This window comes from Sphingobacterium olei, from assembly GCF_005048855.1.
In the GTDB taxonomy this organism is placed as follows: Bacteria; Bacteroidota; Bacteroidia; order Sphingobacteriales; family Sphingobacteriaceae; genus Sphingobacterium; species Sphingobacterium olei.
In genome coordinates this window covers 26,457-41,755 of record NZ_SUME01000014.1, presented here as the reverse complement: position 1 = coordinate 41,755, position 15,299 = coordinate 26,457, and the positions used below count along the sequence as shown (strand labels likewise).

Below are 15,299 nucleotides of genomic sequence, written 5' to 3'. Positions count from 1 at the left end.
TAAACCCAATAAATCCGGATAACGCTCGGATCCTCCGTATTACCGCGGCTGCTGGCACGGAGTTAGCCGATCCTTATTCTTCCGGTACATTCAGCCCTCTACACGTAGAGGGGGTTATTCCCGGACAAAAGCAGTTTACAACCCGTAGGGCAGTCATCCTGCACGCGGCATGGCTGGTTCAGGGTTGCCCCCATTGACCAATATTCCTTACTGCTGCCTCCCGTAGGAGTCTGGTCCGTGTCTCAGTACCAGTGTGGGGGATTCTCCTCTCAGAGCCCCTAGACATCGTCGCCTTGGTGGGCCGTTACCCCGCCAACTAGCTAATGTCACGCGAGCCCATCCATATCCTATAAATATTTAACAGTGGTCTGATGCCAGACTGCTGTGTTATGCGGTGTTAATCCGGATTTCTCCGGGCTATCCCCCTGATATGGGCAGGTTGCTCACGCGTTACGCACCCGTGCGCCACTCTCATCGCGACCGAAGTCCCGAATCCCGTCCGACTTGCATGTATTAGGCCTGCCGCTAGCGTTCATCCTGAGCCAGGATCAAACTCTCCATAGTAAAATGAAGTGTAAGACCAAGACTATTTATAATATAAACAGAATTGTCTTGTTTTTATATCTATTCCGGACTGACCTGGCTGGTCAGTTATTGCTAACTTATCGTTCTTAACTTTCGCCAAAAACTTCAGCTACTCGTTACGTTACATGATCATTTCCTTAAAGAACTTTCTTCGCATCCGCATCGCGCTTCTGCTGCTATTTCAAAGCCTTTCGGCCCTTTTTATCTTTTTTAAAATCCCCCTTCGTTTCCGACGGGACTGCAAAGGTAGAAATCTTTTCTGAACTTCCAAAATAAATGTGAAATTTATTTTTTCAACCTCTCTCCGATTTCCGCGTTTAAATATTGTTAAACCCTTCTTTTTTCAGGTGCCGGACCCTGCGGTCCGGCCGTTCCTCCCTTGCGGAGTGGTGCAAAGATAGGAACTTTATAATATTACCTCCAAGTAAACTAAACGTTATTTTTATAACTTTATTATAAACCGCTGATGCATTGATCAATAATTTCATATTTTCATGTTCTCCCAGCTAGCTTACATAGCTAAAAACCCCCGATGTACGATCACATCGGGGGTTTTCAATTAAATGAAGCGGCTAGCGCCGCCGTCGCTTACCATCCAGCAATCTACTCACGAGGTAACTTACTGCCGCACCAATTACAGCCATCAGCACCGTATGAAACAAATTGGACCAGTCGAAGTTATTCCAGATTGAGCAGCACGTACCGCCAAGCGTACCCGCCTGCACATTATTCAACTGCCTCATCGCTCCCCTCCTCCATCGTCTTCGCCCGTTCCTTCGGCATTCATCTTTAATCCTTGATCCTTATTCTTCTGATCCCGGGTTTCCAATTCCTGCTTCCCGGTTCCTGACCCCTGCTTCCCATCATCCAGTACAGATTCGATAATCCCTAGCCCTACGGCTACATATTTTAAAATATTCAATGCCTTACCCGGCAATTTAATCGGTGCCAGCAGCACCACCTGGAGTACCTGGCTTATTTTGTTTATAATGCTTTTCATTAGTATTAAGTATTGAGTATTAAGTATTGAGACCTTAGATGTGAGATATTAGATATGAGAACCGGAAGCTGGAATCAGAGATCCGATTCCAGCTTCCCGGTTTCCGATTCCTGATCCCTTACTCCTAGTCACTAGTCTCTAGCCCCTCTAAGATTGCCGCGTCGCTATGCTCCTCGCAAAGACGAGAAAAACAGTCTAGTCTCTAACCCCTAACTCCTGGTCACTAACTCCTAACCCCTAGTCACCAATCTCAATCCACACCTCACCCCGTGCTACCGCATCCACCAGCAGTGCATACACCCGTTTATAAGCTTTGGCCGATTTCTCTAGGATATAGTCGCCATCGCTATCTATCTTATAGCGGTCACCAACCAGTAGACACCCCGAAGTGTCGCCGATGTTGTTTCCAATATGTATGTACACATGCGAATAGTTCGGTATCTTGCTTATCTCAATCATTCCCCGGTGCAGATTCGGATACCGCTTCCTATAGCGCGCATTCATCCCGCCATGGGTATTCAGCTTCAATCTATATCGACCGGCCGGTATAGCCGTGCGTCCCTTGATCTTCGTTTCACGTACCGCATCCTCCAGCCCATAGCAAATGAACTTACCATCGAGATAGCATTCGGACAGGGTACTCTCCTTCCCCTGCCGAATACGTTTTACAACGATTGTCATTAGCGAACCAGAAACGTTGCTGTCTGGCTCCAGTCGCCCGCTCCCTTGGTATTCACCGCGCGTACCCGTACTTCGTAGTAGTTGCCGGGTGCCAGCGGTGCGATGATATTGTTCCGCGAAGAGCTCGTCGTTAGGCGGTCGCTCCATGGCGCTTCCGGACTTTCAACCCTACGATAACAATATTCGTAAACCAGAACTTTTGCCTGTTTGGCGAAATCCAAACGCATCTGCCCCGATTGTGCAGTATCCGATAGCCTTACATTTAGCACCATAGAAGGTGGCAGGCTTGACGTGGACGGCGCATTGGTCGGGAATCCCGAACTGAGCAGGGTCGAAAGGTGCCCGTCTGCTACCGCATTGACATAGTATCCTAATTTCTGCAGCGCCGATACCAGTGCCGGAATACTCTCGTCCTTGATCGCCGTGTCTTCCGGCGAACCGCGCTTGCGGGCCGCAGCCAGTTTTGCCCCAAAATCATCCAACAGAAGCTGCACATCGGCAAGGTCTGGCGTGGGAGCGGGAAAATTGGTATTACCCGTCATGGCCGACAGGATCGTCGTCGCCGTTAATAATAACTGATCATCCTTCATACTTCCGAAGCCGATCAATGCTTTCATTTTTGTTGCCATTCTTTTAATTTTTTAATTGCTTCTGACCGTAAGCTATAGGCCCTAAGCGGTTAGTAAAACTGTCTCCGATATCATTGAACAGTACAAACATAGCCACCACCATAGGGCAAAATGAAAAAAGCAACGCATACCGGCGTGTAAAAAAATAAAGCCCCTCTTTTTTGTTTTTCCCGCCTTTTCCCGTTGGCACGATCATAGGTATACACCCGGTACGATGAGGTATATTTCCAAAAAACTACAGGCAGTCCGTGACAGGCTGCCTGTAGTTTTCTGTAAACTCATGGTAGATTACCGAGATCTCATTGCAGTTTTCGGCAAACTGCAATGAGTATGTAATAAACTTATAACAGTTTTTAAAAAACGTAGGGCATTCATCCATCAGTAGCAAGTACCTTGCAATAAATTCATGGTAGCCTGCCGGATACTACGTTTAGTTTTTCATAAACTAACCGGTGTTTGTAATGACCATATGGCAGTATGTAGAAAACTCCCGGTACTTTTAAGCAAACGACAGGTAGTTCGGGGCAGACTACATGTCGTCTGAAACAAACTGCCTGTCGTTTCTTACGCTAACTCCTACGTTTGCCCTTGGAGGCAAGCAGGGTTTTGTTCAGATCACGGGGAAAATAGTAATCGATCTTCCCCAGCCACATGGGCTGCAGCTTTCCTTCGTCCACATAGGCACGGTAGGTGGAGTCGGCGATACCTAATTTTGCCATTACCTGGGGTTTGAGGAGCAATGGCTGTTCTAACAGGCTGAGCAGGTCGCGGTCCAGGATATCGGCCATGAGCTGCTGGATCTCCTCCATGCGTTCCATACGCAGGGCGATGAGCTGCAGTGTTTCCTGCTGTCTTTTCAGGACGATTTTTTGGTTTTCGATAACCTGTGCCTGTTTTTCGAGCAGGTCATTGGTCCTGACCGTTTGTTCGATCAGTTGCTGGAAGTACTTTTCCATTGATAAGAGGATGTGCTCCGGAGCCTATCCCGGAGCACGCTCATTATTTCCCGATCAGCCAGCTGTACTTAGTAAAACTTCCGTTCTATAACACCCTCATCGAAGGACGTAAAGAACATGGAAACTCAAAACAACATACCTCTGGCTACATAGCATTTAGAAAAACGAGCAGAACTGGTTCCTAAGCGGCTATAAACTTAGTTGCTTGACCCCTAAATTTATCTGGCATCTACATCTTAATCATAGGTCTGTATATATAGCTTATGGGCGATATCGTTGGACAGCTCGATCCGTTGTCTAATTTCCTGATCGATCAACTGTAGTTTTGGCAACGGTGCCGTGCCGAGCAGCGATGACTTTTCAGTGATGCTACGGAAGGACGCTTCCTGCTCCTGCACAAATGAGCGGTCAGAAGTTGCGATACTGTTGATCTTGTGCAGTTTGATCACCGCTGTACTATCTTCATCGCTTTTTAGCAACATGCGTCCGCCTCCGATATGGGTTCTGGTGTAGAAGAGATCAAAATATTGACCGTTCGGTTTACGCCTTGCCGATACCCAGTCCAGTTGATTTTTCCAGATCTGCGCCACCTGATCATGCAGTAACCCGATAACTTCCTTTTCACGGAATACCTTATACTCGATATAGAGCTGCAGTTCATAGAGCATGGAATCAATGGTTGACGGGGACCAGATCTCCTGTGATGGAATTTCCATATACGCTGCGTAGATACTTTCAAACTCAGCCGTAAAGTCCATCTCTTCCATATCCTTCACAAAATCTTCATAGTACATCAAAGGTCGCTCCCTATCCGTCTGATTTTCCATCGCCCAGGTAAAAAGTTTGAAATAGATCAGTTCCTTATGGGGCATAAAATGAAAAATAGGAATCTCATCGGCGAGGAAGAGCATCTCTGCGCGTATTTTTTTAGCAAATAACCGTATACTCACCGCTAGTCTATTTAAGTATTCACGGTATCCATTTTCCCTAAAATCCTTTAAACTGATATAGGAAAACCCAAGAAGTCCCGTTTTGTTTACAAAAAGATCTTGTACAGGCAGGCCGAAATGTTCGATAATCTTGGCGGCATCCTCAAACTTTAACCAACTGTTTCCTTGCCGAAGGGAATAAACACTTTTATAGCTCATAAAAAGCAATCCCTCCAGTTCTTTATACACATGGCTGCCGATCACTTTTTCAAGTGACTGGAACAGGTTACGCTGGTACTTCTTTTTTTCTTCTTTCATAGTTAATTGTTTAGTAAATTATCTTAAATAGGCTTATAATTTGTAATCCCAAATTTGATTACGAACAAATATAACCAAGTTCATTCCCCGACAGTTCCCCTTTACTCATCTTTTTTCGTCCTCTCGTTTTAAAAAATTTCCCATAAACGGATAGATACTACGCTTGATACACATTAAGCTTCCGTTTTTCGGGAGACTTCTATCTAGAGTTCACAAAATCTTACTAAAAAGGTAAACATCCGGCTGTGGAGGCCAAAAATCCACATTTCCGGTATGCACCCAGCTTTATACCTTCGTGTATACAATTAAATTCTTAAGTATATGCGCAAACAATTCCAACACATCGACCAGGTCCTCGGAGACAGCAGTGTCCGATATTTCGCCGAAGGCTATCGTTATTACGACATTCAGGTGCACGAGGGAATTTTAAAAGACAGAGAGCTGGCAGGCCAGGTTTCCTTTAACTACTGCGGGCCGGAGCGCCCGAGGGGCGAGGAGGTGCATGTCGGCAGCATCGAATTTACGGCTCTGGCACTGCAACTGGCGAGCCATGCACTGTACCTGATGATAGGCCTGAGTAATGAGCAGATCAGCAGCGCTGCCCTCAGCGACCTGCATATCAAGCTGCGCAGCCCGCAGTACCTTATGGCTACTTCCTACCGTGTCAAGGTGGTTTCCAGTACACAAAGCGCTGAAAGTGTACCGGGAACCCGCAGCACCTTTGCTATTACAATCGGCACACAGAATAGTATCCTAATTGCCATAGATCACCAGCGTCCCTATTACCGCTATCTCGATCCCCAACAGCGGCTTTGTCTCGACTGCGAACAGTTATATTCCTCGGGCTATAAAAACCGGGAAATCCATATCGAAAAGGTAAATCTCATTACGGAACAGAACCGTGCAAGTGCCTATATCCGCAGCATCGTTACCGAAGGCAGCCCAATGGAAAAGGGTATCGGATCTACCCGCCATATGTGGTTGCCTACCGACGCCCTTATTGTATTCGGACAATTGATGCAGGCCTTACTTTTCACGCAGCTGGGAATAGACCGTCTCCGCTGTCCGAATATCTGGCTGCGGCAGCTGACACTCGCAAGCGGCCGTCCGATATTCGAAGATCACTGTGATGGAGCTATCCTGTTCCACGACAGCCGTGAGGTGAACAGGGAAAACCAGAAATGGCAGCTCATCTCGCTCAGCGGGACCGTCGGTAATTATCGCGGGAAGTTTCAAGTAGGATTTCAAAAAATAGAATCATGAAGAAAATTGTTATAAGCGGCACCTATTGCACCGGCAAGACCACGCTCGCACTTGCGCTTTCGCTGGCCAGCGGTATACCTGCCACCCACGCACTGACCATGCGCGAGATACTCCCTATGCTTTACCCGGGGAAAACCCTCCGGCAGTGCACTCCTGTCGAACTCATAACGTTGGGCATGAAACGGTTTGGGGAACGCATCGAAAGCGAGTCAGATCTACCGCATGGGTTTATTTCCGACGGATGCCCCATACAGGAGTGGCTGTATGGCAGTACACGACTGATCACCGGAGCCTATCCGGATGAGAAACCCTGGAAGATGAAATTCCGGCAACTATTAAACCCAGGTAGATACCGTGATTTTCAAAAACTGTTATCGGGATTTGAAGGCATGGCCAAGGAATACACCTGTGGTCATTACGACCAATTTATCCATCTGCCGGTGGAATTTGATTTTGTACCAGACGGACACCGGCCTACTTCCGAGCGGTTTCGGCAGGAATCCGAGAAGCGTCTGCTTAAGACATATGATGAGCTACTGCTAGAACCTGAGGTTATCCGCGGCAACCATATGCAGCGGTTGCAGCAGGCCGTGGATATACTGGGGATCACACCCCTGATGTCGCTTGAGCAGTGTGTATTACAGGCTGAATTTAAACGTTCTAACCGCTTTGACAGTGTTCGGCTGGAAACCCGAAATAACAAGCGCCCCTAATTTATCAGTATAGATTCTCCCTACGGATCGGGCACGGCCAGCTGGGAGATTATTATACGATTATCTCATAAACAAAAGTATATATGAACGCACGAAGCACTATTTTAAGGTTCCTACCGCAGCAGCTGCCAGCAAAAGACGACAGCTACAGCATCGGCCGATTGCCGATCAGCTACCTCCCCATAGGGGGCAGGCAAGCGCTCGCGGATAGCGGTTTTAAGAAAGTCGCTTTTTGCACGGGCCCTGCGCTATGGCGCTGGCGTAAGTTTGCGCTCTTTCCCCGTGGGGCGGGGAGATAAGAATATCTAAGACCTCTGTATTGTACAAAAGCAATAACCCTGAAAGTTGGGGACACAGCGGCCAACATGCCAGTAACATGTTGTGACCAATGATAAACGTATTGTGAAATGAAATTTTTAACAAAATGGCTACATTTCAATTAAACAATCCAAACGCACCAGGTTCACCTTCAAGTTATTCGTTAGGTAATCCAGGTTGTGACGGCAACAATCAAATCTGTACAATTGAGGCAGATAATGTTGGCGGAGCACCGGATATTACCGATGACTTAAAGAATGAAATGCTTGAAGCGTTGAATACACGTAATAACACAGACAACGTCACGCTAAAATCCTAAATTGGATTGGACGTTAATATGTAATGAGGGCTATGAAAAATCATAGCCCTTTTGTTATTTTTTGTCGTACATAACAAACACCTTAATCTTTCTCTCCTCCTCGATAAGATCTAATCCGTTGTCGTTTAGCAACGTTTTCAATTCAGAGAATGTGTTCCAATTGCGTCCCGACAGCATCGTATCTTCCGGTACATCATACAGAATGGGCGGGATATCAGCATTCAAATCCGCCATGAAAGCAAAATCCGCAATCGTGGTCTGTCTATTATGCAACTTACTTCTCTTCGATCTACCCTCTGTAATAATCCAGCACCGCACAAACCTATCCTCCAGCGCACTCCGCAATTTCACTTTTGAATCCAGATCGTTGATAATCCATCGCATCTTCTCATCCAATCCAGTCTCCTGACTGAAAAGTGCTTCATAACTAATGCTATATTTTCTTTTCCAGATCTCCTCATATTTTTCAACGCTGTGCCTGAAATCAAATTTCTCTTTGGCGACGGACTCAATAACAATACGATGGGGTTTCATATAAGGGAGCTTCTCGATCTTTCCGTATACATAGAGATAGGCAGGTACTATTGGTGTATTTATCATATACTCGCGCACCAATCTATTTGTGCTATCAATATATCGACCAAATTTCGTGTTGGAAAAGGAAAGATGACCTTCAAAAGTAGAATTAGGGAGCTTACTTTGGTAAAGCATATTGGTCTGCAACGGAATAGCGTCATTATATTGCAAGAAATCCGCTTTTGTAGGAAGATCGATCTCACCGGCTTTCAAGAGATCCGCCACGTGCGCGCTATCCACAAATTCTGTAAAGGAAATTGCCTGCACCACTCCGTCAAGAATCCAGGCAGTATGTGGAACCGTCCGATGTGGAAATAGTGAAAAAAGCAAACTGTCATTAACGACAACATCTAGCCCTGACCGTGTAATAACATCATTTCGAGCACTAAAGTTTGAAACACGCTCTCCAGTTTCGGGAGTTACGAGAACAATTTTCAGACTATCTCCAAAATTATTCTGTAGTTTCCTTAATTTCTCCAGACTTGCCAGACAACTTGTACAGGATGTATTCATAAAATCCAATATAACCAAGCGTTGCGATAGACCAACAGCTGCAGGCAACCTGCTTCCGTTCATGAGCTGCCCCATATCCTGGGAGGGCATCCTATCGCCTACTCCCAAGACTAACCTTGGGATAGAATCTGATGCCTTTAACGTTGTTGCGCTATTAATAAGCACAAATACAACGATCACTATATTTTTAAAAATCTTCATCTTATCTTTTCGTTTGTTCCAGATCCGAATTATTTATTACGGACAGCGGTATTAACTGCACATAACTTATATCACCGGGTTTTAATTCATAATTTTTATCTTCCCACCTGCGACTTAAGGTTTGGGCCGTTGCAACATCCATGTTTAATCTTTTTAGATCGGGCCAACGACGTTGCCGCATAATAAGTTCTTTTCTACGTTCGAGGAGAACAATTTGAAGTAGTTCCGACGGATCCCGCTCGACGATTGGATTGTATTCATCCTTTTTCCATCTTGATAGTAATAGTGTATTAATATCCTCTAGCGCTTCATCTATTTTGTTGATGCGTACATTGCTTTCGGCCCTTATTAATAGTATTTCATCCACAGCTAATCCGCTGAAGGGTGCTTGATTGAGTTGACCATCATAGTTGCCCTTGTAGGAGAAGGTGCCATCTGCATTCTCGATAAAAAATATCTTACGTCGTAGATCGTTCGCGTCAAAGGTGTCAATAAAATCTTGGTCAACCTTCCATCGTGTTCGCGTATAGGTGGCACTCCCCGTAGAAATGGCCTGAAATATAACTTCATCATTGAATCGTAGAATCGGTGTATTACTCGAGGCATTTAAAGTATTGAAGTCCACTAAACTGCTTTTGGATTTAAGCGCCTCGTTTGCATGGTACCGTGCAAGAGGATAATCCTGTAAATATAAATATAGCCTGGCAAGGAGTGCGTCTGCGGCACATCGTGTGGGTCGGGAAGGTACATTAGTATACTCCGGCAAAATATCTTTTGCTGTGATTAAATCTGATAGCAGAAGTTCGAAAAACTTCCCTAATTTCGACCTACCGGTATTCTCCTCAATATTGGGTGTCATCCGATAAGGTATGGCTTCCTGTAAAGCATTACTTCCATCTTTTCGCGGTATATCAACGAAAAGTTCGGACAAACTCAAGTGGGCGTACGCACGATAAAAGAGTGCGGTTCCTTTCAAATGCAAGGCCTCTCTAGAAACGGCCAAACCGCCCACTACCTGAAGCACCTGATTTGCATTGTACACCACCCGGTACGGAAAGAACCATTGCGTAGAGGGTGGAGCTACAGTTTTGTCCCATATGAATAGTTCCCTATCTTCGAGAATAGCGAGTGCATTCCAATCGGCATAGGTCAACATAAAATTATCCGAACAAAGCTCTCCTATATAAGGATAGCCTTGATTCAGTATACTGTAATTGTTCATCAGTGCATCGGCATCTTCCAATGTAGAAGGAATAGCCATTTTCATATCCGCCTTTTTTTCGAGGAATTTCTCACAACCCGAACATAGGCCAAGTGTAAGTAGTGCAATGTATATTTTTATATTTTTCATGGTATTTCGTTTACATATTTACCGATAGACCGAATGTGTAGATACGTGGTGTTGGAATCATCTTATGAAAATCAGGATCGATCGGATATTTTGTTTTTTTCCAGACCATAATGTTCATATTGTCTACATTGAAGAACAACGAAGCGTTTAATTTTAACTGCCTCATGTTTGGCAACGCATAGCTCAGGTTCACATCCTTTATCCGGATGGCATCGCCCCTCTCCACAAGTACGTCCGAAAACGCGTAGAAACTATCCCGTGAATTGTTGACCGGAAAAATAAATGCCGGCACATCGGTCCTCTGTTCGTCGCCCGGCTGTTGCCAACGATCTTCAAAATCCTGATGCATTGTCCAGTAATTCGCCAGACCACTATAATTCACACTTTCGCGTCTAAAAACGAACTTAAATCTATATTGTAGGTTGGTGGATAAACTCAACTGTTTATACCGAAACGTATTCCTGAAGTACCCCGAATATAACGGCACAGTTGACCCCATAAATCTAAGATCTTCTACGGGACCAGATGCAAACTGGTTGTAGTTTTTACTGATCTCACCATTCATCCAACCTTGTGGCTCGCCCGTGGCAGGGTCTAATCCGGCATAAGCGTATGCATACAGGCCATAGAGGTCACGTCCTTCCACGGGATTAGGCGTATAGGCATCACCCATATAACTATCCGCCCGGCTGGACTTATAATTATATTTCCGTGTTATGTTCCGGTGATAATTGAAAATAAAGTTTGTTTGCCATGTGAAATGATCTTTCATAATATTGGTGGTATTGATATTTGCTTCCACACCTTTTCCCGCGAAATGTGCTAGATTAACAATCTGAGATTCAAATCCCGTCGTGGGGTCTAACATGGATCTTGCAACCACATCCCTTCCATCTTTCAGATAGAAATCGAGAGTCCCATGCACTCTATTACTGCGGGAAGAAAAATCTGCTCCGATATTAAAAATCCCCACGCGTTCCGATCTATAGGTCGGATTTGACGGGCTAACCATATAAGCGTAAGGTAGCCCTGTAATGCTATGCGTACCACTGTACTCCATAATTGGCTGGGCAGAAAATGATGAATTTGCATTACCGTTATACCCGAATGTGGATCTCAGTTTTAGCTTTGAAAAAAGAGAAGATTTAAAGAAAGGCTCCTTGGCAATATCCCATGCGATACCGCTTGACCATAACGGTTGCCATTTGTCGTTGGTTTTTACCCCGAACAGGTTTGAAGCATCTTTTCTAAAACTGGCGCTTAAAATATACCTGTTGTTATACGTGTAAGACATATTAGCAAAAACAGAAAGAAAACGTTGGTTAAGCTCTTCAAACTTGACCCCATCATGGATCTGTCCCGATCCGGAAACACCGTTTAACAGGCGATAAGTGGTGGCATAATTGACCCGTTTATATCCCAAGGTTTCCTTATCATAGCCATACAGATTATATGCGTCGCTTCTATCATTAAGATCTTTAACCTCACCACCGGTCAACGCACTGATCTTATGTCTGCCATCATCAAACTCGTTATCATACGCCATAGTCCCGCGAAAATAATGCGCTGTAATCTTGCCATTGGTCTGATTCAGGATGTCGCCAATGGGTACATTGTTGATCAATGTATTGGCGGTCCACTCGGTAAAGGTATTTGTATATCGTCGTGTGTAATACGAGTCGAAGCCTTGCCAATTGCTTATTTTTAAGCCCGACTGTTGGTATTGGTAAGAAAGCTGCCCATTTAGTCCGGGCAAGACATCTACTTTTGTTCCGATATTAAAAGTCATATCCTGCGTTCTTGCCTTATTCTGACTGGCCTCCATTTCGTTAAAAATGTTGTATGGAGCGGGAAGTAGACGCCCTCCGGCAAGCGTATCCATATAAGATTTGCGAACAGTTACCGTTTCCAGATCAATACCATTTCCTAGATCATCAACCAGTCGCAGGTATGGATAAAAGCTCCGTCCACCTCCTGAATAGAGTGATCCGAAAGAAATCTGCGAATCCGTACCCACATTTTTTGTAGTGTTATCTCCATATATCATCTGCATATTGATTTCTACCCTTTCAATTGGCCGTAGATTAAGCATCAGCTTTGAAGAAATGCGCTCATAATTGGAAGACTGGATATTGTTTCTATTTTTATCGATGCCCACACTTGCAAAGTAATCCATCTGTTTATTTCCTCCGGAAAGGTTTATTGCATATAATTGATTAAAACTCGGGCGGTACACGTACTTCATGTAATCATTGCGTACATCATTTTTACTCCACCCATCCTTTGATCGATGATATTCGGCAGAGTCTATGGCACCTTTTCGCAGATCATTCAATAGCGCAACCATAGGCGATATTGTCCTGTCGGGAGCATTGATCTGCCAATCATAAAACTTATTATTGAAAAGGAACTCTTCCATTTCCATAAAAGACGAACTCGACATATAGGGCATCTTATAGATATCTGGTTTTTCTCCAACTTGGGATGAGATGTTTACCCCCAATTTTAAACGCCCATCTTTACCTGCTTTTTTAGAGGTAAGCACGATTACCCCGCTACCTGCTCTTGTACCCCAGATTGACGCCGCAGCGGCATCTTTTAAAATGGTTACCTGCTCGATATCGTTGGGATTGATGCTATTGATATCGCCTTCATATGGGAAATTATCCAAAATTACCAATGGATTATAAAAACCATAAAAGGTAGACGTACCGCGTACTGTGAGCTGTTGCAAGGGATTTAGCCCCTGTATCCTTTTTTCAAAACGCAGGGACGGTGATAGCCCCTCCAACCGTGATATAATATTACCACCCTTACTAATATTCAGTTTATCTTTACCTATAACCTCAAAACTTCCCGTTGCCCGCTCTTTCGGTATATTTTGATATCCTGTGCTTATTACCTCTACCTCCTCGATCTGGTTGTCGGAAGGCTGCAGTATGATCTCTACGGATGTTGTCGTTTCATCATAAGCAACAGATTGCTTGTTGTATCCAATATGATTGATATTTAATATACCTTTTTTCTCGGCGACGGTGACACTGAACTTACCCTCTTTATCGCTTAGTGTATACTTCTTTCCTATAGTGACAGACACACCTTCAATAGGTAGCCCGTTGGCAGCCGAGCGTACTTCTCCTCCGAGTATACGACCCGACTGCGCCTGGGCATCACTAAACAACACATATAAAACAAAAAACAGAATAAGTCCAATGACTCTAATCTGTATATTTTTAATAACTCTATGGCTTTTATCTCTGTCATCCTGACGAGAGGACTGCGAAGCAGGCGTCACGGTCGAGTGCGGGGACTGCGGCTGACGCAACATTGCATCTTTAAATTGACTAGGAATAACGCTTCGCAATAGCGCATAGCTCTCCCCTTTGCGTAATTTTCGCATTCTTTTAGTTGTTGCGTAAAGAACGAGTTCTTTACTGTTCAAAAATCAATTGATACTATTCCGAATGCACCTTTAGCACTTCATAATCTGGTTTATACTGTTCTTAGCAAGCCATTCACGGAATAAAAAAACCGATCCTCTCCCCTATTTTATAGCGGAGAATGTACTACATGATTTGCAGGGTATGAAAAATACAGCTAACTTTAGATTGGAAACATAAGAAGCCTGCCGTAAAACCATTTTGACCTATACAAACGCTTGTGTATGGACATGATGAGGACCGGTTGCGGACAATTGGAAGGATGGGGATGTTTTGGTGTCCCCTTTCGCCTATTTGTCCGACTTACTCCGCTTAGGTTGGCGGACGCTTTTTGTTCTTTGTTAGGATGTGGTATACGAATCGAAGTCTCACCTCTTTGAGGTGGTGCTGGGTACTGTAGATGTGGTTTAAACTCGTTCTCATAATTTAAAAATTTATGATAACGATGACACTCGGCAAAGCTTGGAGGAACGGGGTGTTGGCTGAAAACCAATAGGGCGAGCCTCAATGCTTTGAACGTGGTACCGCTAAGAACCTCTACGACCGAAATCGTAGCTCCCCAAAGACTGACATGAGACCCGCCCTATCGGACTGTATCGACAAAGATAACAAAATCCAATAGATAGCGAGCTCACGATCGACTCATAGGGAAAATTAGCGGTTTTCGTTTATGAGTGACATCGTAAAAACAGCGGTTACGCCACTGCTATATTAGTCGCTTATTTAACTGATTCAAAGATACAAACAAATAATTGAATTAACAAAATTATAAAACTCAATTATTAAAAAACATGAATAAAACAGAGCTTAACGAATACGACCTAGTTATAAGCAACCTAGAGGATATGAGGTTATTTCTAAATATTGAGATGCAGGAAATTGATGAGTATGCGGAGTTGGGAACAAATACTTACTCAAGAATTGTTTCTAAAAAACAACCTATACGACTAGATGAATTAATTTCAATTGGAAAACATATCTATAATATTAAGACTGTACAAATCTTAAGTCCTAATTTAAAAATGCCTCAATCGACCAAATTACCTCAGGAAATAAAGAATATTGTTACACGAAGAAAAGGTAAAACTCCAAGAACTCAAGTAAAGCGAGATATAATCCAATTTTGTATTCTTATACTAAATAGGCATTTCAAAATCGATGATAATTTTACAAACTCGCTGATCAAATCATATTTTAACGCTGAACTAGATTTAGCGTTCAAAGGAAAATCCATTCAATGGAACCGAAGCATCCTATCCCCTTTTGTCGAAGATACAAATACAACTCAGTCTGGAAAGACTAAATCAGAGAAAGTGTATAAGTTAATCAAAAAATTACCCTCTGATATGGTGAAAAAAGCTAAAGAAACTGTCGGAGAAGATTGGCTGAATGAGATGGAAGAGAAAAGTAACCATTTATGACACTACCTAACACTATAGACAGGAGGTAATTATGGCCAAGAACAAGAAAATAGAAATCGGAGGTAAAGAAATAAGTATCATTTCGC

12 protein-coding genes and 1 rRNA gene are annotated in these 15,299 nt (G+C 43.9%); 4 read left to right on the top strand and 9 right to left on the bottom strand.

The features are described from left to right. The 6 genes from FAZ15_RS21900 to FAZ15_RS21875 all read right to left on the bottom strand — a co-directional run. Nucleotides 1–564, bottom strand: a 16S ribosomal RNA gene (locus tag FAZ15_RS21900); the annotation flags it as partial. Between the two features lie 760 nt (nt 565–1,324). Continuing rightward, nucleotides 1,325–1,585: a hypothetical protein gene (locus FAZ15_RS21895; RefSeq protein WP_136903512.1), complete on the bottom strand. Its 261-nt coding sequence runs from the start codon at nt 1,583–1,585 to the stop codon at nt 1,325–1,327. Nucleotides 1,586–1,822: 237 nt separating this feature from the next. Then, nucleotides 1,823–2,266, bottom strand: coding sequence for a DUF5675 family protein (locus FAZ15_RS21890; protein ID WP_136903511.1), 444 nt, complete (start codon nt 2,264–2,266; stop codon nt 1,823–1,825). Next, a complete protein-coding gene (locus FAZ15_RS21885; protein WP_136903510.1) occupies nt 2,266–2,895 on the bottom strand; it encodes a fibronectin type III domain-containing protein in 630 nt (209 codons plus the stop codon). Before FAZ15_RS21885 ends, FAZ15_RS21890 begins: the two co-directional genes overlap by 1 nt. A gap of 569 nt (nt 2,896–3,464) precedes the next feature. Then, on the bottom strand, nt 3,465–3,851 hold the full coding sequence (locus tag FAZ15_RS21880; RefSeq protein WP_136903509.1) for a hypothetical protein: 387 nt from the start codon (nt 3,849–3,851) through the stop codon (nt 3,465–3,467). 236 nt (nt 3,852–4,087) lie between these two features. Further along, nucleotides 4,088–5,098, bottom strand: a complete 1,011-nt coding sequence (locus FAZ15_RS21875) for a hypothetical protein (protein ID WP_136903508.1) — start codon at nt 5,096–5,098, stop codon at nt 4,088–4,090. 321 nt (nt 5,099–5,419) lie between these two features. On the opposite strand from FAZ15_RS21875, the gene FAZ15_RS21870 reads away from it, so the two are divergent. From FAZ15_RS21870 to FAZ15_RS21860, 3 genes are all read left to right on the top strand, one after another. Continuing rightward, nucleotides 5,420–6,361, top strand: a complete 942-nt coding sequence (locus FAZ15_RS21870; protein ID WP_136903507.1) for an AvrD family protein — start codon at nt 5,420–5,422, stop codon at nt 6,359–6,361. After that, the gene (locus FAZ15_RS21865) at nt 6,358–7,074 is read left to right on the top strand and encodes an ATP/GTP-binding protein (protein ID WP_136903506.1); all 717 of its coding nucleotides are present in this window, start codon (nt 6,358–6,360) and stop codon (nt 7,072–7,074) included. Before FAZ15_RS21870 ends, FAZ15_RS21865 begins: the two co-directional genes overlap by 4 nt. A 424-nt stretch (nt 7,075–7,498) precedes the next feature. Then, the gene (locus tag FAZ15_RS21860) at nt 7,499–7,711 is read left to right on the top strand and encodes a hypothetical protein (protein WP_136903505.1); all 213 of its coding nucleotides are present in this window, start codon (nt 7,499–7,501) and stop codon (nt 7,709–7,711) included. A gap of 54 nt (nt 7,712–7,765) precedes the next feature. On the opposite strand, the gene FAZ15_RS21855 is transcribed toward FAZ15_RS21860, so the two are convergent. Genes FAZ15_RS21855 through FAZ15_RS21845 form a run of 3 tightly spaced genes read right to left on the bottom strand, consistent with a single transcriptional unit; the run spans nt 7,766 to nt 13,752 of the window. After that, on the bottom strand, nt 7,766–9,001 hold the full coding sequence (locus FAZ15_RS21855) for a TlpA family protein disulfide reductase (RefSeq protein WP_136903504.1): 1,236 nt from the start codon (nt 8,999–9,001) through the stop codon (nt 7,766–7,768). A 1-nt stretch (nt 9,002) separates the two neighbouring features. Further along, nucleotides 9,003–10,352, bottom strand: coding sequence for a RagB/SusD family nutrient uptake outer membrane protein (locus FAZ15_RS21850; protein ID WP_136903503.1), 1,350 nt, complete (start codon nt 10,350–10,352; stop codon nt 9,003–9,005). A gap of 10 nt (nt 10,353–10,362) precedes the next feature. Next, entirely contained in the window at nt 10,363–13,752 is a 3,390-nt protein-coding gene (locus FAZ15_RS21845; protein WP_136903502.1) for a SusC/RagA family TonB-linked outer membrane protein, read from the bottom strand. Between the two features lie 831 nt (nt 13,753–14,583). On the opposite strand from FAZ15_RS21845, the gene FAZ15_RS21840 reads away from it, so the two are divergent. Continuing rightward, nucleotides 14,584–15,213 carry a hypothetical protein gene (locus FAZ15_RS21840; protein ID WP_136903501.1) on the top strand — a complete coding sequence of 210 codons (630 nt, stop codon included), beginning with the start codon at nt 14,584–14,586 and terminating at the stop codon, nt 15,211–15,213. The last annotated feature ends 86 nt before the right edge of the window (nt 15,214–15,299 follow it).

Excerpts from the sequence above, each read along its gene's own strand:
- FAZ15_RS21895 (WP_136903512.1), bottom strand. The coding sequence starts at position 1,585 with ATGAAAAGCATTATAAACAAAATAAGCCAGGTACTCCAGGTGGTGCTG.
- FAZ15_RS21890 (WP_136903511.1), bottom strand. The coding sequence starts at position 2,266 with ATGACAATCGTTGTAAAACGTATTCGGCAGGGGAAGGAGAGTACCCTG.
- FAZ15_RS21885 (WP_136903510.1), bottom strand. The coding sequence starts at position 2,895 with ATGGCAACAAAAATGAAAGCATTGATCGGCTTCGGAAGTATGAAGGAT.
- FAZ15_RS21880 (WP_136903509.1), bottom strand. The coding sequence starts at position 3,851 with ATGGAAAAGTACTTCCAGCAACTGATCGAACAAACGGTCAGGACCAAT.
- FAZ15_RS21875 (WP_136903508.1), bottom strand. The coding sequence starts at position 5,098 with ATGAAAGAAGAAAAAAAGAAGTACCAGCGTAACCTGTTCCAGTCACTT.
- FAZ15_RS21870 (WP_136903507.1), top strand. The coding sequence starts at position 5,420 with ATGCGCAAACAATTCCAACACATCGACCAGGTCCTCGGAGACAGCAGT.
- FAZ15_RS21865 (WP_136903506.1), top strand. The coding sequence starts at position 6,358 with ATGAAGAAAATTGTTATAAGCGGCACCTATTGCACCGGCAAGACCACG.
- FAZ15_RS21860 (WP_136903505.1), top strand. The coding sequence starts at position 7,499 with ATGGCTACATTTCAATTAAACAATCCAAACGCACCAGGTTCACCTTCA.
- FAZ15_RS21855 (WP_136903504.1), bottom strand. The coding sequence starts at position 9,001 with ATGAAGATTTTTAAAAATATAGTGATCGTTGTATTTGTGCTTATTAAT.
- FAZ15_RS21850 (WP_136903503.1), bottom strand. The coding sequence starts at position 10,352 with ATGAAAAATATAAAAATATACATTGCACTACTTACACTTGGCCTATGT.
- FAZ15_RS21845 (WP_136903502.1), bottom strand. The coding sequence starts at position 13,752 with ATGCGAAAATTACGCAAAGGGGAGAGCTATGCGCTATTGCGAAGCGTT.
- FAZ15_RS21840 (WP_136903501.1), top strand. The coding sequence starts at position 14,584 with ATGAATAAAACAGAGCTTAACGAATACGACCTAGTTATAAGCAACCTA.